Below are 20,497 nucleotides of genomic sequence, written 5' to 3'. Positions count from 1 at the left end.
CAAGGCCAGGAAAAGAAATACCTGTGCCGTAAGGAGACCGCCCAATGAACAAGCCGCCCCTGACACTCTACCTTGCTGCCCCGCGGGGCTTCTGCGCCGGTGTGGACCGTGCGATCAAGATCGTGGAAATGGCGCTGCAGAAATGGGGCGCGCCTGTCTATGTGCGCCACGAGATCGTGCACAACAAATTCGTGGTCGACGGGCTGCGCGACAAGGGCGCGGTCTTTGTCGAGGAGCTGGACGAATGCCCCGACGACCGGCCGGTGATCTTCTCCGCCCATGGTGTGCCAAAATCGGTTCCCGCCACGGCCGCCCAGCGCGAGATGATCTATGTCGACGCCACCTGCCCGCTTGTGTCCAAGGTCCATGTCGAGGCACAGCGCCACGCGGATGCCGGGCTGCAGATGATCATGATCGGCCACAAGGGCCATCCCGAGACTGTTGGCACCATGGGGCAACTGCCCGATGGCGAGGTGCTGCTGGTGGAAACCGTCGACGATGTGGCGCAGGTACAGGTGCGCGACCCGGGCAAGCTGGCATTTGTCACGCAGACCACCCTGTCGGTGGATGACACGCGGGATATCGTTGCAGCCCTTGAGGCGCGGTTCCCCGCCATTGTCGGTCCGCACAAGGAAGACATCTGTTACGCCACCACCAACCGGCAGGAAGCGGTCAAGTCGGTGGCGCCGAAATCCGATGCCCTGCTGGTGGTGGGCGCACCGAACTCGTCCAACTCGCGCCGTCTGGTCGAGGTCGCGTCGCGCGCGGGGTGCAACTACGCACAGCTGGTGCAGCGCGCGACCGAGATCGACTGGCGCGCGCTTGAGGGGATTTCCAGCATCGCCATCACCGCCGGAGCCTCGGCCCCCGAAGTGCTGGTCAACGAGGTGATTGATGCCTTCCGCGATCATTACAACGTGACCGTCGAACTGGTTGAGACCGCCGTGGAAAACGTGGAGTTCAAAGTGCCGCGCGTGCTGAGGGAGCCTGCGTGATGCCAGACCGGAAAACGATCGACGCTTATACCAGCCGGGTATCGGATTATCTGCAGATGCCGCTGCCTGCCGAACAGCTTGAGGCACGACAGGCTTTTGCCGACGCGGTCGGCGCAGGCGGATACGTGCTGGATCTGGGCTCGGGCCCCGGATCGGACAGTGCGTTTCTGATGCGGCAGGGCCTGAAGGTCAGGGCGCTGGATGCCACGCCAGCCTTTGTGGACCATGCCCGCGAAAACGGGGTGGATGCGCATCTGGGCACGTTCGAGGACGTCACCGAAGAGGCTGAATATGACGGCATCTATGCCAGCTTTTCCCTGCTGCACGCCCCACGCGCCGATTTCCCCCGGCATCTGAGCGCGATCCACCGGGCGCTGAAACCCGGCGGCCAGTTGTTTCTGGGCATGAAGCTGGGTACGGGCGAACATCGCGACGATCTGGACCGGTACTACACCTATTATTCGCAACCCGAGATCGAAACGGCGCTTGCCGATGCCGGTTTCACGCTGGGTCGTTGCGTGACCGGGATGGGAAAAGGCCTGGCCGGGTCCTATGACGGGTTCGTTCTGGTTTTCGCCCATGCCTGATCTGTTTGCCTACACCGATGGTGCGTGTTCGGGAAATCCCGGCCCCGGCGGATGGGGTGTTCTTTTGCGCGCGGTGGATGGCGAACGCATTCTGAAAGAGCGTGAACTGAACGGCGGAGAGGCCGAAACCACCAACAACCGGATGGAATTGCTGGCCGCGATCAGTGCGCTGGAAACACTGGAGCGGGCGTCGAAAATCACCATCGTGACCGACAGCGCCTATGTCAAAAACGGCGTCACCGGCTGGATATTCGGCTGGAAGAAAAACGGCTGGAAGACCTCGAACAAGAAACCGGTCAAGAATGTCGATCTGTGGCAGCGGCTGGACGAAGCGCAGTCGCGCCATAACGTGACCTGGGAATGGGTCAAAGGTCATGCCGGACACCCCGAGAACGAACGTGCCGATGAACTGGCCCGTGCCGGAATGGCCCCGTTCAAACCCAAGAAGGCGCAGGCCTGAGCCGCAGTGTCGCCCTGACCGGTGGACGGGCCATCTTCGCGCTGATACCTCATGGCCATCACAGTGCGAGTTTCCGGATGAAAACCAGGCCAGTCATTATTTGCACCTGCCTGAGCCTGCTGGCGTCATGCGGCACGTTTTACCAGCCTGTGCAGTTTGTCGCCCGGGATGATCAGATCATCGCAACCGGCACAATCGATGACACCACGCTTGCCGCCTTTGAAAAGGTCGTCGCGCGCAACCCGGACATCCGGACGCTGGTGTTGTTGAATATCGAAGGGTCGGCGGACGATGACGCCAATGTGGTGTTCAGCCGCGCGGTGCATGATGCAGGGTTCGACATCATCGTTCCGTCAAACGGGCTGATTGCGTCTGGCGGAACGGATCTGTTCCTGGCCGGCAAGCGGCGCATTTTGCAGCCGGGCGCCTGCGTCGGCGTTCACAGCTGGAGCGGGGCAGGCATCGTTGCGACCGAAATTCCAACCACCGACCCCGAACACGACCGCTATCTGGACTATTTCCGCGATATCGGCGCGCCCGAGGAGTTCTATTGGTTCACGCTGGCCGCAGCCCCGGCCGAGGGCATGCATTGGATGACCGCGGCCGAGACCGAACTGTTTGGCATGACGACCGGCACCGCCCCGCGGCTTGGATCAGCCGAGGTTTGTGACGACCGCTAACGGCGCAGCAGGCGCGCGCCGATTTCCTTGACAAACTTGGCCGCGACCATGGCCGTCATGCCGTAGGGGTCGCGATGAGGGTTCAGTTCCACGATATCCGCACCGACCAGCTGGCCCTGAAACCGGTTAATCAGGTCGATGACCTCGCGCGTACTGAGACCACCGGGTTCGTGATGCGAGACACCGGGCGCAAAGGCCGGGTCCAGCGCGTCCAGATCCAGCGACAGGTAGACCGGACCTTCGAAAGAAATCTGCAGGTCGGATCGCCAGTTGCGCATGTCGATGACCTCGACCCCGAACTTTTCGGCCTGCTCTCGCTGATGGGTGTTCATCGTCCGGATGCCAACTTGCACCAGACGGTTGATCCGGCAGCTTTCCATCACGCGGGCAAAGGGGCATCCATGGCCAAGCGGGCCGATATCCTGTTCGTCATACAGATCGGGGTGTGAATCGATATGCAGGATGTTCAGCCCTTCGTACCGTTCGGAATGCGCCTTGATCAGTGGAAAGGCGACCGAATGATCGCCGCCCAGCGACAACAACCGCGCGCCTGTGGCGATGCGCTCGGCTGCCCCTGTTTCGATCCGGTCAATGGGTTCCTGGCCGCGCATCTCGAACACGTCCAGATCGCCCGTGTCCCTGAACCGGTCGGTCGCGCCCAGATCGGTGCCGTCTTCGGCGGTCAGATTGGCGGCACCGGAATGCAACGCCTCGCGGATGCGGCCCGGGGCAAAGGCCGGACCTTGCAGGAATGAGGAATGCAGGTCCAGCGGGACACCCATCAGGGCGACGTCATCCGGTTTCAGATCATGCGGCATTGGACTTCCTTACGTTGCGGATCGGCCGTGATCTGGCCCTTAACGCACCGAAAGGTCAAGACATCAGCGCCGCAGGTAATTCTGCCACAGCCAGATCACCAGAAGCGCGCCCAAAAAAGCGCCGACGAAGCCGGAAAGCCAGCCCATCACAGTCACCAGCATCCGCAACACAAAGCCGCCAATCAGAGCGCCAACGATGCCAATCAGCATGGTGGTGGGAATATCGGCCTCGATCCGCATCAATCGCGTGGCGAGGAAACCTGCGGCGGCTCCGATCACGATCAAGGCGACAACCGGCATGTCATTTCCTCCAATGCGTCGGCACGATGATCAGGGCCCCGATGGAGGACAGCATTGCGTCCAGACCGGGCGGGCCAAAGCTGATGCCGAACATGATACGGACGAAATAGAACAGAAAAGCCCCGCCAACGCAGATGATGATCGAGGGCAGATATCCGTTATGCGTAAAGCCCGTCTTTTCAGCCAGATACCCCACAATTCCGGCGATCACGACGGTGCCCATCAAGATCATGAACATTCAGCTTACTCCGCAGACATCCGGGTGCCGGTTGGGATCGGCCAGCCCCGCAGAAAGGTTTCCCTATCCTGCGCGCCTTTGCCCGCCCTTTGCAAGCGCAGCAGTTCGACCGCCCCGTCACCGCAGGCCACGCGCAGGGTTGCATCCAGAACCTCGCCGGGTGCGCCCTGCCCTTCGGCAAGACGCGACCCCAGCAGCTTGATGCGCTCGCCGCTGATTTCCGTCCATGCGCCGGGAAACGGTGACAGGCCGCGGATCTGGCGATCAACCTCGACGGCGGGCCGTGCCCAGTCGATGCGCGCCTCGGCCTTGTCAATCTTGGTGGCATAGGTCACGCCATCATCGGGCTGCGGCTCGGGTGTCAGATCAGGCAGTTTGGCAAGCGCTTCGACAATCAGCCCGGCACCCATGCCGGACAGCCGGTCGTGCAATTGGGCCGTCGTCTCCTCGGACCCGATATCAGTTGCCCGACGCAGCAGGACCGGGCCGGTATCCAGTCCGGCCTCCATCTGCATGATGCAGATACCGGTCTGCGCATCCCCCGACATGATCGCCCGGTGGATCGGGGCGGCGCCGCGCCATCGCGGCAGCAGGCTGGCATGGATGTTCAGACACCCCCGCGCGGGCGCATCCAGAACGGGTTGCGGCAGGAGCAGCCCATAGGCGACAACAACGGCCACATCTGCCTTCAGTGCCGCGAATTTGGCCTGTTCTTCGGTTGATTTCAGCGAAACGGGATGGCGGACGGTCAGGCCCAGCGCCTCGGCGCGGGCATGTACGGGGGTCGGACGGTCTTTTTTTCCACGTCCGGCCGGGCGCGGCGGCTGGCAATAGACGGCGGCGATCTCGTGCCCGGCCTCGACCAGCGCATCCAGCACCGGGACCGAGAAATCAGGGGTTCCCATGAAGATTATGCGCATCGTCGGCTCCGGAGGTGCTGGGGTGCCGGGCTGAAGCCCGGCCTACGTGAGTTTCTTGGCCTTGCGCAGCAGCATGTCGCGTTTGACCTTGCTGAGGCGGTCGAAATACATCCGTCCGTTCAGGTGGTCGATCTGATGCTGAACGCTTGTCGCCTCGATCCCGACAAAGTCGCGGCGGTCGACGACGCCCTGTTCATTGATGTATTTCACCGTCACCGCGCGCGGACGCTTCACCTTGGCCGACACACCGGGCAGGTTCGGGCTGGCCTCATCATGCTCGCGCAGCTCAATGGAACTGTGCAGGATTTCCGGGTTTGCCAGCCGGATCGCCCGGCCCCGCTCGGTCGAGCCATCGACTACGGCCAGCCGCAGCATGACGCCGATCTGAGGCGCAGCGAGGCCAACGCCCGGCATCGCCTCCATCGTGTCGATCATGTCGTTCCAGATGGCGCGAATTTCGTCGGTGATCTCGGTGACGTCATCTGCCTTTGTGCGCAGGCGCTTGTCCGGCCAGGGCAGGCAGGTGCGGACGGTCATGTCCGGGCCCGTTCGCGTTTGAGCTTCTGCATCTTGCGGGTGATCATCTGGCGTTTGAGCGGTTTGAGATAGTCGATGAACAACTTTCCGTTCAGGTGGTCGATCTCATGCTGAACGCAGGTTGCCCACAAACCGTCAAATGTTTCGGTGCGTGCATTGCCGTTCTCGTCCATCCAGGCCACGTCCACCACCTTGGGCCGGGTCACTTCGGCATACTGTTCAGGGATCGACAGGCAGCCTTCCTCATAGACATTGGTTTCTTCCGAGGCGGCGATGACTTCCGGGTTGAACATGATCAGCGGGCGCGGCGCTTCGCCCTCTTCCTTGACGCAATCCAGCACGATCAGCCGCTCGAGCACGCCGATCTGCGGCGCGGCAAGGCCAATGCCGGGCGCATCATACATCGTCTCCAGCATGTCGTCGGCCAGCGTGCGCAGCGCGTCCGTCAGGTCGGCCACAGGCGCGCAGACCTTTTTCAGGCGGGGATCGGGATGGATCAGAATATCACGTTTCATGAGGCTGATTTAGGGCAACGCGAGCCCAGCCGCAACGCCCCCCTTGCGCTTGTGTCAATAGTGGCTAGCTTTCGGCGTGACAAATGGAGCAGACATGACTTTCAACGACCCGATCGACCGCCGCGAAACCAACTGTACCAAGTGGGACAAGATGGAACAATTGTACGGAGTTTCACCCCGGGACGGTTTGGCGATGTGGACGGCGGATTCCGATTATGCCACCGCGCCTTGCGTGATCGAAGCGGTGCGCGCGGCGGCCGATCAAGGGACTTTCGGGTATTCCTGGCAGCACCCGCAATACCTTGAGGCCATCGCCTGGTGGATGAAAACCCGGCACAACTGGCAAATCGACACTGACTGGGTGTTGTCCGCGCAAGGCCTGGGTAATGCCATTGCACTGTGTCTGGATGTCTGGAGCGAACCGGGCGATGGCGTGGTCATTTTCCCGCCGGTTTACCACGAGTTTGCCCATAAGGTGAACAAGACCGGGCGGCGCGTCGTGGAATGCCCGTTGGTGCGCGACGGCGATACATACGCGCTGGATCTGGAAGATGCGCAGTCGCGGCTGGACGGATCCGAGAAGCTGCTGCTGTGGTGTTCGCCGCAGAACCCGTCGGGCCGGGTCTGGACGCCGGATGAACTGCGGGCTGTTGCCGCCTTTGCAGAACGCAACGGGCTACTTCTGGTTTCAGACGAGGTTCACCACGATTTGGTCTATCCTGGAAACACCTTCGTGCCGATGGATGTCGCCGCCCCCGAGGCACGGCCCCGGACGGTGACGCTGACGGCGGCGTCCAAGACGTTCAACATCGCGGGTCAACGCACCGGCAACCTGATCATCCCCGACGACAAGCTGCGCGCCACGATGCGGCACCGGCTTTACACGCTGGACTATGATCCATCCGCTCTGGGTGTTGCCATGGTTACCGCCGCCTATTCCCCTGCGGGGGCGGAATGGGTCGATGCGCAGATCGCGCATCTGATCGACAACCGGAAACTGTTCGATGCCGCCATCGCCGAAATTCCCGGACTGTGGTCGATGCCGTTGCAGGCGACCTATCTGGCCTGGGTCGATTTCTCGGGCACCGGGATGGATCACGCCGAATTTGTCCGCCGCCTGCGCGAGGATGCAAAGATCGCGACCTCATCGGGGCCCGGTTTCGGCACGGGCGGCGAAACGTTTGAGCGGTTCAATCTGGCGACCCAGAAATCACGGGTCGAAGACGCCTGCGCCCGGCTGAAACGGGCGTTTGGCGACTTGCAGTAACAGGTGCGCCGAGCCTTTTTGATCGAGGAATCTGCCCAGCGCCTGACCGCGACTCCGATGGGCGCGGTGGTGATGCAGCCCGATATCGCGCTGGGGTTTGCAGCGGATGGCGATAAGGTAGGGGGAGGCGACGGCAATACGCCCGAGGGTAATTTCGCCGTCAATCGCGACAATCCGCAAAGCGCATTTCACCTGTCCATTGGGATTGATTATCCGCAACCAAAGGGCATCGCTCTTGCGCGGCAGTAGGGGTTGATCCCCGTGGCGATATTTTCATCCACTGGCAATCCATCGGCGTTGTCGGGCCGACGTTACCCGGCGATTGGACAGCAGGCTGCATTGCGACCTCCAATATCGAGATAGCGCAGTTTTGGAGCCTTACGGAACACGGTAGGACGGTGGAAATCCGCCCCTAGTCCTCATGCCCCAGAAGTGCGATCGGCGCATCGGGGGAGCGGTAGAAATCCAGCGGAGCGCTGTCGGCGGCAACTGTGTTGCGCTTGAATTCATAGCGCATTTCGCCCGCTTCCTCTTCGTCGGCGATGATCAGGCATTGGTACAGGTGGGTCGCGCCGTCATAGATGTCGACCAGCCCGCGCAGGCGCGGAGTCGTCGCGGCCTCAACCGAGAAACCGTCTTTCCACAATTTGAGGATCTTGAAGTAATTGTCGCCCATCTCCACCCGCAAACGGCTGGTTTTCTTCAATGTGGCGATTCGCGCGGCGTCCAACTCGGCGCGCATTTCCTTTGAAACATACGTACTCATACAAAAATTCCCCTTCGGTGCCCTTTATTGTGAGGGCATGGATGTAAAAATCCAGTGAACCGGGTCACATGGCGCGGCTTGCCAATGATCTGTTGCACGAAAATCCCAGCGCCGGATGTGCACCGGCGCAGACCGGTTGCGCGCTTGGTGACGTAGGAAGGTCCGGCGCGGCATCATATGTTTTGGGGAACTGCAAATGGAGGAGCCGATATGGGCCTGTTGATCGACGGCACGTGGCATGACACCTGGTATGACACCAAATCAACCGGCGGAGCTTTCAAACGCTCGGCCGCGCAGTTTCGCAACTGGCTGACCGCCGATGGCAGCCCCGGCCCGTCGGGCAAGGGCGGGTTTGCGGCGGAAAGCGGGCGCTATCACCTGTATGTCAGTTTTGCCTGCCCCTGGGCGCACCGCACGCTGATCTTTCGGGAACTGAAGGGTCTTCGCGATCATGTCTCTGTGTCTGTGGTCAACCCGGACATGCTGGATCAGGGGTGGACATTCGAACCGGACGCGCAAGGTGCCACGGGCGACACGCTTTATGGTCTGACCCATGCGCATCAAATCTACACCAAAGCCGATCCTGCCTATTCGGGCCGTGTGACGGTACCGATCCTTTGGGACAAGGCGCAGGAGACGATCGTGTCGAACGAAAGCTCGGAAATCATCCGGATGTTTAACAGCGCCTTCAACGGGATCACCGGCAATACCGATGACTATTGGCCCGAGGCGATGCGGGATGAGATTGAAGCGGTCAACGCCCGCATCTATTCCGACGTCAACAACGGTGTCTACAAATCAGGCTTTGCCACCACACAGGAAGCTTATGACGCGGCCGTGCATCCGTTGTTCGACACGCTGGACTGGCTGGAGGAGAGGCTGACCCGAAGCCGCTATCTGATGGGCGACCGCGTGACCGAGGCCGACTGGCGTCTGTTCACCACCCTGATCCGGTTCGACCCGGTCTATCATCTGCATTTCAAGTGCAACAAACGGCGGCTGATCGATTACCCGAACCTCTGGGCCTATACGCGCGAACTTTATCAGTGGCCGGGCGTCGCACAGACGGTGAACATGAACCACATCGTGCGCCACTATCACTATAGCCACGACAGCATAAACCCGCATCGCATCATTCCCGTGAACCCGGAGCTGGATTATTCAGAACCGCACCGGCGCGATCAGCGACCCGCCGCGTAATGCTCGATCATCGCCGCCAGATCCTCTGGCGGCGTTTCGCTTTGCACATAAGCGCAGGCATTGGGACTGTGGGCAAAGATCGAACCGTCCGAGAAGAACGTGGTGTTGGTGACAAAGATCACCCGCGCCTCGGGGCGGCGATAGCTGGCGAAATCCGCAACCGCCAGCGCGCTGCCGGTTTCCAGAACCAAGTCAAGAACGATAACGTCAAAGGCCGTTCCGTAAAGCGCAAGGATCGCAGCCTCCTGGCCGGCGACGAGCGTAACGATCGCGCCTTGTCTTTCCAGATGCCTTTTCCAGACCCGACCAAGGTCGGGGTTACTCTCAACAATCAGAACATTCATTTGCAACAACCTCGGCACTTGATAAGGTGAACGGTGCCGACCCCCGTAATTCGTGATCACGCGATTTCCTTAACAAAGTGTTAATGACGGCCTTGAGGGACCCCGATCACGCGGATTTGCTTGTCAAAATGGCAAAAATCCGCTTGAAGCGGGCTGAATCGGGCGTTTTGGGGCAGAATTCACATGATCGGCGGCGATAACAACCTGAACCCGCGCAGCACCCGGGATCACGGCGGCGGGCTGGACGGGGCCATCCGGTGCTATGGTGGCACGCGCAGCGACTGGATTGATCTGTCGACCGGGATCAACCCTCATCCCTACGAAGCTTCCGGGCTGGTGCCATCGGACTGGACCGAATTGCCCGATCACGGCGCGTTCGAGCGTCTGACCCAGGCTGCGCGCCAGTTCTGGTCGGTTCCCGATGAGGCCGCGATTCTGCCCGCGCCCGGCGCGTCGGCCCTGATCGCCCGCATTCCCGCGCTTGCAGCAACGGGGCGGGTCCGGATCACGATGCCCACCTATAATGAACACGCGGCGGCCTTTGCCGCACAGGGCTGGTCAGTCACCGGGGACGGCGCGGCCGAGGCCCGGGTGATCGTGCACCCCAACAACCCGGATGGCCGGATCTGGGCCGAGCGCGACGCCGATTCTCCGCTAACTGTGATTGACGAGAGCTTTTGCGACGTCACACCCGGCGCCTCACTGATCCGTCTGTCGGACCGTCCCGGCACAATCGTTCTGAAAAGCTTCGGCAAGTTCTGGGGGCTGGCGGGGTTGCGGCTGGGCTTTGCCGTCGGTCCGAAGGACATGATCGCCCGACTGAACGATCTGACCGGACCATGGGCGGTATCGGGTCCGGCCCTGCGTATCGGAACCCGGGCGCTGCAGGACACCGGCTGGGCCGAGGCCACCCGTGCAAGATTGAGTGACGAAGCCGCACAGCTGGACAGGCTGGTCACGCACAAGGGCGCAAGGCTGGTCGGTGGAACGACCCTGTTCCGCCTCTACGAGGTGGACAATGCCGCCGCCTGGCAGGACCGTCTGGCCCACGCCCATATCTGGAGCCGCATCTTTCCCTATTCCGAAACCTATCTGCGTCTTGGCCTGCCGCCCGCCAACGGCTGGGACAGGCTTGAGGCCGCGCTGTGACTGGCGCGTTCGTGCTGATCTGCGCCATGTCCCTGGACGCTGCGCTGGGTGAACCGGACTGGCTGTGGTCGCGGTTGCGTCACCCTGCAGTGGTAATCGGCAATGCAATCGGCTGGCTGGACAAGCGCCTGAACCATGGGGCCAGACGACGGCTCAAGGGTGTCGGGGTTGTCGCCCTGCTGGTTGTTGCGTCGGTCCTGATTGCCTGGGCGCTCTCGCTTCTGGGATGGATGGCCGAGGTCGTGATCTGCGCGATCCTGCTGGCGCAGAAATCGCTGGTGTCGCATGTGAAGGACGTGGCGGACGGGTTGCGAGTATCCCTGCCCGAAGGGCGCGTGAAGGTCGCGATGATCGTGTCGCGTGATACGCGCGACATGAGCGAGGCGCAGGTTGCACGCTCGGCCATCGAAAGCGCCGCCGAGAACCTGAGCGACGGGGTGATCGCGCCGGCCTTCTGGTTTCTGGTCGCGGGGCTTCCGGGCCTGCTGATCTACAAGGCCGTGAACACCGCCGACAGCATGATCGGCTATCGCAACGACAAATATCGGGAATTCGGCTGGGCCGCGGCCCGGTTCGACGATCTGCTGAACCTGATCCCGGCCCGGCTGACCGGTCTGATGATCGTGGCGTTGTCGGCACAATGGAACCGCTGGCCTGAAATTACAGGGGATGCACACCGACACATCTCGCCCAATGCAGGCTGGCCCGAAGCCGCTATGGCGCGGGCGCTGAACGTGGCACTGGCCGGACCGCGCAGCTACGACGGGCAGGTGCGCGATCTGGCCTGGGTCAATGGCGAAGCCCCGCGCGAGATCGGCGCGACAGAGGTTTTCAGCGCATGTGACATGCTTTGGCGGGTTTGGGGGCTTGCACTGGGCCTCGTGTCGGTGTGGGTTGGGCTTAACTTTATTTTCTGACGGACACACTCATGCGTTTTCTTTCCGGCCTGATCGCCGCCACCCTGTTTGCCGCCCCTGCCTTTGCCCAATGCGGCGGCGGGTTCAATTCCTTTGTAAAGGGCCTGAAAGACGAAGCCATTGAGCAGGGATTCGACACATCCACCGTGGACGGCTTTTTCAATGGCGTTCAGCAGGATGGCGCAGTGCTGAAGGCTGACCGGGCGCAGGGCGTGTTCCAGAAACCCTTCATCGAGTTTTCCCGCCGCCTGATCTCGCAGAACCGGATCGACCGGGGCAAGGCCATGTCAGGAAAATACGATGCTGTGTTCGACCGGATCGAACGGGAATACGGCGTCTCACGCGGGGTGTTGTTGGCGTTCTGGGCGTTCGAGACCGACTACGGCGCGTTTCAGGGCGATTTCAACACCCGCAACGCGCTGGTGACGCTGGCCCATGACTGCCGCCGTCCCGAACTGTTCCGGCCGCAAATCTTCGCGGCAATCGAGCTGTACCAACAAGGCAATTTCGACCCGGCCCGCACCACCGGCGCCTGGGCGGGCGAGATCGGAATGGTGCAGATGCTGCCGCGTGACATTCTGGAAAACGGTGTCGATGGGGACGGCGACGGAAAGGTCTCATTGAAGACATCCGCGCCCGATGCGCTGATGTCGGGGGCCAAGATGCTGTCGCATCTGGGCTGGCAACCGGGTCAGCCGTGGCTGCAGGAAGTCACGGTACCAGCGCAGATGGATTGGTCGCTATCCGGCCCCGGCAAACCGCGGCCCGTGTCAGATTGGCAGGCGATGGGCGTTCAGGCGCGCGATGGGACGTTGGCGGATTTGCCCGCCTCGCTGATCCTGCCGCAGGGTCACAACGGCCCGGCCTTTCTGGCCTATCCGAATTTCGACGTTTATTTCGAATGGAACCAGAGCTTTGTCTATGTTCTGACCGCCGCCTATTTCGGTACACGTCTGGAAGGCGCGCAGATCTACAATGCGGGCAATCCGGCGCAGGGCCTGTCCGGTGCGCAAATGAAGCAGTTGCAGGGCAAGCTGCAGGCGCGCGGGCACGACGTGGGCAAGATCGATGGCATTCTGGGCGCTGGGACACGCGCTGCGGTGCAGGCCGAACAGGTCCGGTTGGGGCTGCCTGCGGATGCGTGGCCAACGGCGGAATTGCTGGGGCGGTTGTGATGAAATCTCTGCTTTGAGCCCATTCTGACGATGCTACTAATGGAATCGAATGTCCCCATGGTTTGACCTCAATTGTCGACGAGGCCGTTTCGCAAGAGACGTTCTTTGGCCGGACCGGGCGCTTATCGAATTGACCGATAAGCGCTTTCAGGATTGCCAGAAAACAGAGGGGGGGTAGTAGAGTTTTTCTGACCGCGGCTGCCGGGAGCTGTACATGTACATCAAGACAATCGAGCCAAACGAGGCAACTGGAGAAATCGCGGAGCTCTACAATGCAGAAATTGCATCGATGGGACGTGTCATGGAGGCGACCCAGTGTTGGTCGGCCCGCCCCGACATCATCGTCCCGGTCGAGTCTCTCTTGCACCAGATCCGGGATGGTTTCTCTCTCGACCTGATCGATTTCCGTCTCATTACCTTTGTCGCGGCGCGCCACGTTCCTTCAAGCTATTGTTCGCACGTATATTTCAAGGTTCTTTCGGAGATGCTTGATCGTGAGACTGCGATTGCGGTTCATCGGGATTATCGAAATGCCGGATTGAGCGAGCGACAGGTTGCGATGTTAGAGTATGCCGAGAAGATAACCAGAAACTCGTCAATGGTCTCGGAGCAGGACATCGACAAGCTCAAAGCGTTAGGTTTCAGCGACCTCAACATCGCTGACATCGCACTCGCAGCTTCATTCCGGAACTTCTTGAGCCGCTACTTCGATGCTGTCGGCGCTTCCCCCGAAGCAGCTTTTTTAGACTCAGACACGGCGATCCGGGCTGAACTGGCTGTTGGTCGCAAATAGCCTTTTTCTGCAAGCGCTTGGAAGGCGCGCGGGCATGACGTGGGCATGATCGATGGCATTCTGGTTGCCGGAACGCGGGCAGCAGCGCAGGCCGAACAGGTCCGCTTGGGGCTGCCTGCGGATGCGTGGCCAACGGCGGAGTTGTTGTAGCGGTAGTGATAAAGTGTCTGATTAGGGCCCAGACCGGACCATAGCACAGAAGGATGTTCCGAAGCTTCAAGTGTTCTGGCAACGCCGATTCTGACGAATCCCGGGCGATATGCTATCGTTCTTTCATCAAACACGTTGCAAAGGAGCGCTTCACGATGATCCCTTTGGCACGCATTGCCCTATTGGCGCTGCTGCCGACCTGCCCGGCAACAGCAGAAGAACCAGAATGCTCGACTGCCCTTGCTTTTGCACTCGATGTTTCGGTCAGCGTGGACGATGCCGAATACAAAATGCAGCGTGAAGGCCTGGCTGCCGCACTGTCCGACCCATCAGTACGAAGCGTGATCCTGTCCAGAGCTGTTGCGCTGATGGCCTACGAATGGAGTGGTTACCACCAGCAAACGATCATCTCTCCCTGGAAATTTATCCGCAACGAACAGGATTTGTCCGGGTTCATTGAGCGCTTGTTCGTCCATCAGCGCGGAGCGGCCGAATATCCGACTGCAATAGGGGCTGCGCTTAGTTTCGGAGCGACTAAACTTAGTGAGGTGTCTTGGTGCGACCGGCTTGTTCTCGATGTGTCCGGTGATGGCATCCACAACCACCGCTACCCGCCAGAAAGCGCTTACAGACACTTTCCTTTCGAGCGCGTGACTGTCAACGGGCTAGTGATCGAAGGTGCCGAGACAGAGGTTCAAGCCTACTATGCGAACCATGTAATTTCTGGGCCCGGCGCATTTGTAGAAATCGCGAACGGGTATGCTGACTACGCGCGGGCCATGAAGAGAAAGCTGCTACGGGAACTCCAAGATCAGCTGCTTGCAACGCGATAGCAAATAGAGCGCATGGTAGCGTAGTCCCGCCTGGCAGCGAGTGGAGGAAGCGATCAACGGTGCACACCTCGCTCTCACTCCGGCCGCACCGGATAGCGGTTCCCTTTCTGATCAATCAGGATCAGCCGTTCACCACTGCGGACATACAGGTCACAGCGGCTGAAGCCGTTGCGATAGGCGATGCAAACGCTGCCGTCCTCGGCGATGGAATAGGTGCCGAACGCGGATTCGCCGCTGGCGTAGGTGTAGGAATAGGCCCCTCCCACCGAGTATTTCGATTTTCCGTCGTCGTAGAATGTCAGCGTGCGGCCCGCCAATGCGTCCAATTCCTGCGCGCTCAGGGGGACGTCTCCGGGTTTGGTGGTCCATTCTGCAGCCGCAAGCGGGCTGGCGGTCAGCAGGGCAATGATCAGAAAACGGGTCATGCCCCACCCTACCCTGCGCGGGTCTGAAATGGGCATGACATTGCAGTGATGGATCAGGCGACCATCTGCTCGGCCTTCTTGAGGTCGACCGAGACCAGCTGACTGACGCCCTGCTCCTGCATGGTCACGCCAAACAGCCGGTCCATCCGCGCCATGGTCACCGCGTGGTGGGTGATGATCAGGAAGCGCGTGTCGGTCTGGCGGCACATCTCGTCCAGCAGATCGCAGAAGCGCGTGACGTTGGCGTCATCCAGCGGCGCGTCAACTTCGTCCAGCACACAGATCGGTGCGGGGTTGGCGAGGAAGACGCCGAAGATCAGCGCCGTCGCCGTCAGCGTTTGTTCACCGCCCGACAGCAAGCTGAGGGTCGAGAGTTTCTTGCCCGGCGGCTGGCACATGATCTCAAGCCCCGCGTCCAGCGGATCGTCGCTTTCGACCATGACCAGATTGGCCTCGCCGCCGCCAAACAAGTGTTTGAACAGCATGGCGAAGTTCGCGTTCACCTGTTCGAATGCGGTCAGCAACCGTTCGCGCCCTTCGCGGTTGAGGCTGGCGATGCCGCTGCGCAGGGCCTTGATGGCCTCTTCTAGATCGGCCTTTTCGCTGTTCAGGGTGTCGAACTCCTCCTGAACCTCCTTGCTGTCCTCTTCGGCACGCAGGTTCACTGCGCCCATCGCGTCGCGCTGACGCTTGTGGCGGTTCACTTCGGCCTCCAGCGCATCTGCGGCGGGCATCTGGTCGGGGTTGGTGTCCAACTGGTTCAATAGCTGGTTCGGGGTCAGTTGCTGATCCTCGGCAATGCGTTCGGCCGCAGCCACGACGCTTTCTTTCGCCGCATCACAGCGCGCCTCGGCGGCAGCGCGGGATTCGCGGGCTTCCGAGGCATGGCGTTCCGCCTCGCGCTCGGCCAGGACCACCTCGCGCTGCTGGGTCTCGGCCTCAGCCAGTTTGTCGGCGGCCTCGGCCCGGCGGGCCTCGGCCGCTTCGATCAGTTCGTTCAGTTCCTCGCGGGCCTCGGCAATCTCGCCGGGGGCGGCCATTGCCTCGGTCAGCTCCTCTTCGGAGCTTTCCTTGCGTTCAGCCAGTTCCGAAATACGTTTTTCCGCCGTCTCCAGACGGTGCTTCCAACCGCTGAGGTCTTTCGTCACTTCTTGCGAGCGCCGGGTCCGCGCCTCGCCCTCGCGGCGCAATTCGTCATGGGTCGAACGGTGGGTCAGCATGGTGATCCGCGCCGCCTCGACCGTCTGCTTGATGTCCTCGACCTGCGCTCGAGCACTGTCGAGGTCGCCCAGACCGCTCAATGCACCCTCGGCCTCGCGCAGCTGGACCCGGGCGGACATGGCGTCCTCTTTATGGCGATCCACGGCAAGGGACAGGGTTTCCAGCTTGCCCTGCGCCAGGTTGCGATCGGCCTCGGCCCGGCTCAGCAGGCGGGCGGTTTCGGCCATGCGCTGATCGGCAGCACGGCGGGCTTCGCGCGCGCGTCGATCGGCTTCGGTCACGTCCGCCAGTTTCCGAGACAGTGCCTCGTGCGCGGCGCGGGCACCATCGGCCTGCGCTTCGGTACGGGTCAGTTCCTGCTTCAGCGCCTCCAGCTTGTTGAGCTGTTCCAGCCGCAGGGCCGCGGCGCTTGGCGCATCCTCGGCCCAGGCCCTGAAACCGTCCCAGCGCCACAAATCGCCGGACCGCGACACCAACCGCTGGCCGGGCTTCAGAGAAGCTTGCAGTCGCGCGCCCAGATCGGCATCCACCAACCCGATTTGCGCAATCCGGCGGCTGAGGCGATCCGGCCCCGAGACATGCAGCGCCAGCGGTTCCGCACCGTCGGGCAAGGGCTGATCATTGTCATATCCCGCAACCTGAACCCAGCCGGAAGGACCGTCGCCTTCGACCAGGGGCGCGCGCAGATCGTCGGCCAACGCAGCCCCCAGCGCCTTTTCATAGCCCGGCGCCACACGCAGCAGATCAAGCACCTGCCCGCCTTCGGCCGTATCCCGTTCGACCAGTTTGGCCAGCGCCATGGTTTCCGCGCGAATGGCCCCCAACTCCCCTTCGGCTTCGGACCTTTGCGCGCGGGCTTCCGCTTCGCGGGCCTGCGTGTCGTTGCGCAGCTCGTCAGCGGAGGCCAGAGCTTCCTCGGCGGCTTCGGCGGCTTCGCGGGCTTCTTCCTCACCGTCTTGCGCGGCCTCAAAGGCTTCGCTGGCACGGGTCAGGGCAGCTTTGGCCTCATCCACGGCGGCGCGCGCCTTGTCTTCTTCGGCCTCAGAGCGGGACAGGGTCTTGCGGCTGTCCTCGACCAGCCGCTGCGCCGACTGGTGGCGGGCGACGAGGCGGGCCATGTCCTCGGTTTCCTGCGACAGGTGATCCTCGCGGTCCTGCAGCACGGATGCGGCTTCGCGCGCGATTTCGGCAGCCTCGGAGACTTTGTCGTCATGACCTTCGGTCGCTTTGGCCAGCTCACGGGCTTCCCATTCCAGACGCTCGATCATCTCGCCCGCGTCGCGGTTCAGCCCGGCTTCGCGTTCGATATCGTTGCCAAGTTGCTTGATGCGGTTGGTCAGGGTTTCGATGGTTTGGCGTGCGCGGGATTCCTGATCGGAAAGCTGGTCGCGCTGAACCTGCTGGCGCTGCAGGACGGCGGCGGCGATGGCTTCTTCCTCGCGCAGCGGTGGCAGGGTTTCTTCGATCTCGGCGCGTTTGGCGGCAGCCGCGCGGGCTTCGGCCTCGGCGCGCGAGGCTTCGGTGATGCGGTCGCGCAGTTTTTCCTCGGCCTGCTGGCGGGCCATGTCGGCCTCTTTCCAACGACGATACAGCAACATCCCTTCAGCCTGCCGCAGTTGTTCGCCGATCTCGCGATAGCGGGCGGCCTGGCGGGCCTGACGGGCGAGTTGCGCCAGTTGGGTGCCCAATTGTTCCAGCACATCATCGACCCGGGTCAGGTTGGCTTCGGTTCCTTTCAATTTCAGCTCGGCCTCGTGCCGGCGCTGATACAGGCCCGAGATACCCGCCGCCTCTTCAAGAATGCGGCGGCGCGCGCGGGGTTTGGCGTTGATCAGTTCGGCGATGCGGTTTTGGCCGACCAGCGCCGGTGAATGTGCACCGGTCGAGGCATCGGCGAACAGCATCTGCACGTCACGGGCGCGCACGTCCTTGCCGTTGGTCTTGTAGGCGCTGCCCACATCGCGGGTGATGCGGCGGACGATCTCAAGCTGGTCGCTCTCGTTGAACCCGGATGGCGCCAGACGTTCCGAGTTGTCCATGGTCAGGACCACTTCAGCGAAATTGCGGGCGGGGCGCGTGGCAGCGCCGGCAAAAATCACATCCTCCATCGCGCCGCCGCGCATGGATTTCGGGCGGTTTTCCCCCATGACCCAGCGCAGTGCCTCGAGCAGATTGGACTTGCCGCATCCATTCGGACCCACCACACCGGTCAACCCGTCCGCGATGATCAGATCGGTCGGATCAACAAAGCTTTTGAAGCCGGTCAGTTTGAGTTTGCTAAAGCGCAATGGCCGCTGGGTCCCGTGATTCCTATGAGTAGGAAGTCTGCGCAACCGAAGGGGGAGGTGTCAACGGAGATACGCAGTATATGGACCAATGTTCCGAGTTATCCACAATATCTTGCCAAATCTCGCGACAATCCGCGCGTTTCAATAAGGGGTGCATTCATACACCGCATAGTCGAATCCCCCATAGCTGATACACTCATAGTTCGGACGCGAGATCGCCGTCAGCAATAGCCGCTCGCCCATTTCCCGGTCGCAGCCCAGAACGCCGACCGTCACTGCGGCATCGCCCAGCACGTCCAGGATCGGGCAGCCCGATACCTGCGCCATGGCCAGCGCCGCGCGATCGCGGATCGGTCCCAGACGCGGGGCGTATTGCGTGTTCACCCGCACCGCTTCGGCCAGTTCGTTGCGCACACGCACATCGAACACGCTGCCATTGACGGCAACACGAGTGGCCGGGAGGTTGCGAAAATAGGGCGTGCCAGCCGAACAGGCCGCCAGCAGCAACAGGGCAAGCAAACGGATCATGCCGCAGTCTTGCGGCAATCTGGTTAACGTTTCCTTTCCGGATCAGGCGCGCAGGGCCTCGCCCAACCGGCGTACGCCTTCACGGATGGTCTCTTCGTCCGAGTTCGAGAAGCTGAGGCGGATGGTGTTTGTGCCAGAGCCGTCGGGGAAAAACGCGTGCCCCGGCACAAAGGCAACCTTCACCGTCTCCAATGCCCGCGCCAGCAGGTCGGCGCCGTTGATCTCTTTCGGCAGGGTCAGCCAGATGAACATGCCGCCTTCGGGGCGGGTCCATGCGACACCCTCAGGCATGTGCTCCTTCAGCGCCGCCAGCATCGCATCGCGACGCGCGCCATAGACGCGGCGCAGCAAGGGTATATGCGTGTCGAAACAGGCTTGTGCCACCTGGTGCACCGCCATCTGGTTGATCGTGGCCGAATGCAGATCTGCGGCCTGTTTCATCAGCACCAGCCGTGAAATCACCGGTTTGGCCGCCACCACCCAACCCATGCGCAGGCCCGGCGACAGGGTTTTCGAGAAGCTTCCGCAATAGATGGTGCGGCACGCCTCGATCGACCTTTTGCGGGCCAGTTCCAGCGCCAGAACGGGCGGGATCGGATCGCCGTCATAGCGCAGGGCCTGATAGGCGCCGTCCTCGATTATCGCGCAGTCCAGATCCTCGGCCAGATCCAGCAGGGTTTCGCGCCCACGCAGGTCGACCGTTTCGCCGGTGGGGTTGGCAAAATCCGGGGACAGGTAGGCAAACTTGACCGCGCCCTGACTTGCTGCCGCTGCATACTCGTCGGCCCCGCGGTTGCCATTGATGCTGAGTTGGTCAAAACGCGGCTCGTAGGCATTGAAAGCCGCCAGCGCGCCCAGATAGGTGGGCCACCCGACGAGGGCCGTGTCCCCGGGTGACAGGAACAGCTTACCCAGATAATCCAGCGCCTGCTGCGACCCCGAGGTGATCAGGATGTTGTCGATGCCGCATTCGACCCCGATTGCACGCATATGATCCGCCAGCCACTGGCGCAGCGGCACGTAGCCTTCGCTGACCGAATACTGCAGGGCCTGCGCCCTTTGTGCGGGGGACAACGCTGCCTGAAAGGCTTGTGCAAAGGCGTCCGCCGGGAACAGCGCCGGGTCCGGTATGCCGCCGGCAAAGGAAATGATGTCCGGCTGATCCAGCAGTTTCAGCAATTCGCGGATCTCGGATGCCTTCATCCGGGATGCGCGGGTGGCATAAAGCTTGTCCATGGCAATCGACCTCCTCAGCCCTGTTACGGCGGCACGCTATTCACGTTTGCATTAAAGTCAATATTGCTGACCTATTATTTCAATCATCGTGATGGCACATTCTTGCACATGGGCCGAATACGTGGTCATGTTAGTTGACCAATTTCACGTGATGA

The 20,497-nt window shown here is 61.6% G+C and carries 25 protein-coding genes and 1 pseudogene; 14 read left to right on the top strand and 12 right to left on the bottom strand.

The genetic code is table 11. From position 1 onward, the window contains the following. Window positions 1-44 precede the first annotated feature (44 nt). The 4 genes from ispH to ACR1XU_RS07445 all read left to right on the top strand — a co-directional run bounded on the left by ispH (window position 45) and on the right by ACR1XU_RS07445 (window position 2,722). Window positions 45-995: a 4-hydroxy-3-methylbut-2-enyl diphosphate reductase gene (ispH, locus tag ACR1XU_RS07460; RefSeq protein WP_480903655.1), complete on the top strand. Its 951-nt coding sequence runs from the start codon at window positions 45-47 to the stop codon at window positions 993-995. Next, window positions 995-1,582 (top strand): class I SAM-dependent methyltransferase, encoded by a 588-nt coding sequence (locus tag ACR1XU_RS07455; RefSeq protein WP_170805956.1) that lies wholly within the window; start codon window positions 995-997, stop codon window positions 1,580-1,582. The genes ispH and ACR1XU_RS07455 overlap by 1 nt, the downstream gene beginning before the upstream one ends. Then, complete coding sequence (gene rnhA, locus ACR1XU_RS07450) at window positions 1,575-2,042, top strand: ribonuclease HI (protein WP_480903658.1); 468 nt, start codon at window positions 1,575-1,577, stop codon at window positions 2,040-2,042. Before ACR1XU_RS07455 ends, rnhA begins: the two co-directional genes overlap by 8 nt. Before the next feature lie 77 nt (window positions 2,043-2,119). Beyond that, window positions 2,120-2,722, top strand: coding sequence for a COG3904 family protein (locus ACR1XU_RS07445; RefSeq protein ID WP_480490657.1), 603 nt, complete (start codon window positions 2,120-2,122; stop codon window positions 2,720-2,722). On the opposite strand, the gene speB is transcribed toward ACR1XU_RS07445, so the two are convergent. From speB to def (ACR1XU_RS07415), 6 genes are all read right to left on the bottom strand, one after another. Beyond that, a complete protein-coding gene (speB, locus tag ACR1XU_RS07440; RefSeq protein WP_480903661.1) occupies window positions 2,719-3,540 on the bottom strand; it encodes an agmatinase in 822 nt (273 codons plus the stop codon). The two genes, ACR1XU_RS07445 and speB, sit on opposite strands and share 4 nt — an antisense overlap. A gap of 63 nt (window positions 3,541-3,603) precedes the next feature. Next, window positions 3,604-3,840, bottom strand: a complete 237-nt coding sequence (locus ACR1XU_RS07435) for a GlsB/YeaQ/YmgE family stress response membrane protein (RefSeq protein WP_480903664.1) — start codon at window positions 3,838-3,840, stop codon at window positions 3,604-3,606. Window position 3,841: 1 nt separating this feature from the next. Beyond that, window positions 3,842-4,078, bottom strand: a complete 237-nt coding sequence (locus ACR1XU_RS07430) for a hypothetical protein (RefSeq protein ID WP_170611953.1) — start codon at window positions 4,076-4,078, stop codon at window positions 3,842-3,844. Window positions 4,079-4,083: 5 nt separating this feature from the next. Further along, window positions 4,084-4,998, bottom strand: a complete 915-nt coding sequence (gene fmt, locus ACR1XU_RS07425) for a methionyl-tRNA formyltransferase (protein WP_480903667.1) — start codon at window positions 4,996-4,998, stop codon at window positions 4,084-4,086. Between the two features lie 42 nt (window positions 4,999-5,040). Next, window positions 5,041-5,535, bottom strand: a complete 495-nt coding sequence (gene def, locus ACR1XU_RS07420) for a peptide deformylase (RefSeq protein WP_170611957.1) — start codon at window positions 5,533-5,535, stop codon at window positions 5,041-5,043. Further along, on the bottom strand, window positions 5,532-6,050 hold the full coding sequence (def, locus tag ACR1XU_RS07415) for a peptide deformylase (RefSeq protein WP_170611959.1): 519 nt from the start codon (window positions 6,048-6,050) through the stop codon (window positions 5,532-5,534). Before def (ACR1XU_RS07415) ends, def (ACR1XU_RS07420) begins: the two co-directional genes overlap by 4 nt. Before the next feature lie 94 nt (window positions 6,051-6,144). Between def (ACR1XU_RS07415) and ACR1XU_RS07410 the strand changes: the two genes are divergently transcribed. From ACR1XU_RS07410 to ACR1XU_RS07400, 3 genes are read left to right on the top strand one after another with little or no spacing between them, the layout of a single operon-like run. Then, window positions 6,145-7,317, top strand: a complete 1,173-nt coding sequence (locus ACR1XU_RS07410; RefSeq protein ID WP_170611962.1) for a PatB family C-S lyase — start codon at window positions 6,145-6,147, stop codon at window positions 7,315-7,317. A 3-nt stretch (window positions 7,318-7,320) separates the two neighbouring features. Then, window positions 7,321-7,566: a hypothetical protein gene (locus ACR1XU_RS07405; RefSeq protein ID WP_480903670.1), complete on the top strand. Its 246-nt coding sequence runs from the start codon at window positions 7,321-7,323 to the stop codon at window positions 7,564-7,566. 20 nt (window positions 7,567-7,586) lie between these two features. After that, a complete protein-coding gene (locus ACR1XU_RS07400) occupies window positions 7,587-7,733 on the top strand; it encodes a hypothetical protein (protein ID WP_480915601.1) in 147 nt (48 codons plus the stop codon). Here the strand turns inward: ACR1XU_RS07400 and ACR1XU_RS07395 are convergent. After that, on the bottom strand, window positions 7,730-8,083 hold the full coding sequence (locus ACR1XU_RS07395) for a hypothetical protein (RefSeq protein WP_170681560.1): 354 nt from the start codon (window positions 8,081-8,083) through the stop codon (window positions 7,730-7,732). The genes ACR1XU_RS07400 and ACR1XU_RS07395 overlap by 4 nt on opposite strands. 210 nt (window positions 8,084-8,293) lie before the next feature. Between ACR1XU_RS07395 and ACR1XU_RS07390 the strand changes: the two genes are divergently transcribed. Continuing rightward, the gene (locus ACR1XU_RS07390) at window positions 8,294-9,283 is read left to right on the top strand and encodes a glutathione S-transferase family protein (protein ID WP_480903673.1); all 990 of its coding nucleotides are present in this window, start codon (window positions 8,294-8,296) and stop codon (window positions 9,281-9,283) included. On the opposite strand, the gene ACR1XU_RS07385 is transcribed toward ACR1XU_RS07390, so the two are convergent. Further along, entirely contained in the window at window positions 9,265-9,627 is a 363-nt protein-coding gene (locus ACR1XU_RS07385; protein WP_170611970.1) for a response regulator transcription factor, read from the bottom strand. The two genes, ACR1XU_RS07390 and ACR1XU_RS07385, sit on opposite strands and share 19 nt — an antisense overlap. Before the next feature lie 183 nt (window positions 9,628-9,810). On the opposite strand from ACR1XU_RS07385, the gene ACR1XU_RS07380 reads away from it, so the two are divergent. From ACR1XU_RS07380 to ACR1XU_RS07355, 6 genes and pseudogenes are all read left to right on the top strand, one after another. Further along, window positions 9,811-10,776 (top strand): threonine-phosphate decarboxylase, encoded by a 966-nt coding sequence (locus tag ACR1XU_RS07380; protein WP_480903676.1) that lies wholly within the window; start codon window positions 9,811-9,813, stop codon window positions 10,774-10,776. After that, complete coding sequence (gene cbiB / locus ACR1XU_RS07375) at window positions 10,773-11,693, top strand: adenosylcobinamide-phosphate synthase CbiB (RefSeq protein WP_480903679.1); 921 nt, start codon at window positions 10,773-10,775, stop codon at window positions 11,691-11,693. The genes ACR1XU_RS07380 and cbiB overlap by 4 nt, the downstream gene beginning before the upstream one ends. 11 nt (window positions 11,694-11,704) lie before the next feature. Then, window positions 11,705-12,868 carry a lytic murein transglycosylase gene (locus ACR1XU_RS07370; protein WP_480903682.1) on the top strand — a complete coding sequence of 388 codons (1,164 nt, stop codon included), beginning with the start codon at window positions 11,705-11,707 and terminating at the stop codon, window positions 12,866-12,868. A gap of 214 nt (window positions 12,869-13,082) precedes the next feature. Continuing rightward, window positions 13,083-13,661 (top strand): carboxymuconolactone decarboxylase family protein, encoded by a 579-nt coding sequence (locus tag ACR1XU_RS07365; protein ID WP_480903684.1) that lies wholly within the window; start codon window positions 13,083-13,085, stop codon window positions 13,659-13,661. A gap of 21 nt (window positions 13,662-13,682) precedes the next feature. Next, window positions 13,683-13,811: pseudogene (locus ACR1XU_RS07360) on the top strand (peptidoglycan-binding domain-containing protein); the annotation flags it as partial. A gap of 155 nt (window positions 13,812-13,966) precedes the next feature. Continuing rightward, complete coding sequence (locus ACR1XU_RS07355) at window positions 13,967-14,644, top strand: DUF1194 domain-containing protein (RefSeq protein WP_480903687.1); 678 nt, start codon at window positions 13,967-13,969, stop codon at window positions 14,642-14,644. A 74-nt stretch (window positions 14,645-14,718) separates the two neighbouring features. On the opposite strand, the gene ACR1XU_RS07350 is transcribed toward ACR1XU_RS07355, so the two are convergent. The 4 genes from ACR1XU_RS07350 to ACR1XU_RS07335 form a co-directional block, all read right to left on the bottom strand. Beyond that, window positions 14,719-15,069, bottom strand: coding sequence for a hypothetical protein (locus tag ACR1XU_RS07350; RefSeq protein ID WP_480903690.1), 351 nt, complete (start codon window positions 15,067-15,069; stop codon window positions 14,719-14,721). 53 nt (window positions 15,070-15,122) lie between these two features. Further along, the gene (locus tag ACR1XU_RS07345) at window positions 15,123-18,578 is read right to left on the bottom strand and encodes a chromosome segregation SMC family protein (RefSeq protein WP_480903693.1); all 3,456 of its coding nucleotides are present in this window, start codon (window positions 18,576-18,578) and stop codon (window positions 15,123-15,125) included. 141 nt (window positions 18,579-18,719) lie between these two features. Further along, entirely contained in the window at window positions 18,720-19,106 is a 387-nt protein-coding gene (locus ACR1XU_RS07340) for a hypothetical protein (protein ID WP_170611984.1), read from the bottom strand. A 42-nt stretch (window positions 19,107-19,148) separates the two neighbouring features. Next, on the bottom strand, window positions 19,149-20,342 hold the full coding sequence (locus tag ACR1XU_RS07335) for an aminotransferase-like domain-containing protein (RefSeq protein WP_480903696.1): 1,194 nt from the start codon (window positions 20,340-20,342) through the stop codon (window positions 19,149-19,151). Window positions 20,343-20,497 lie beyond the last annotated feature (155 nt).

It is taken from the genome of Ruegeria sp. D1(2025), from assembly GCF_056536425.1.
Note: the sequence above shows the minus strand (reverse complement) of the source record. Positions and strands in the feature narration are given on the sequence as shown.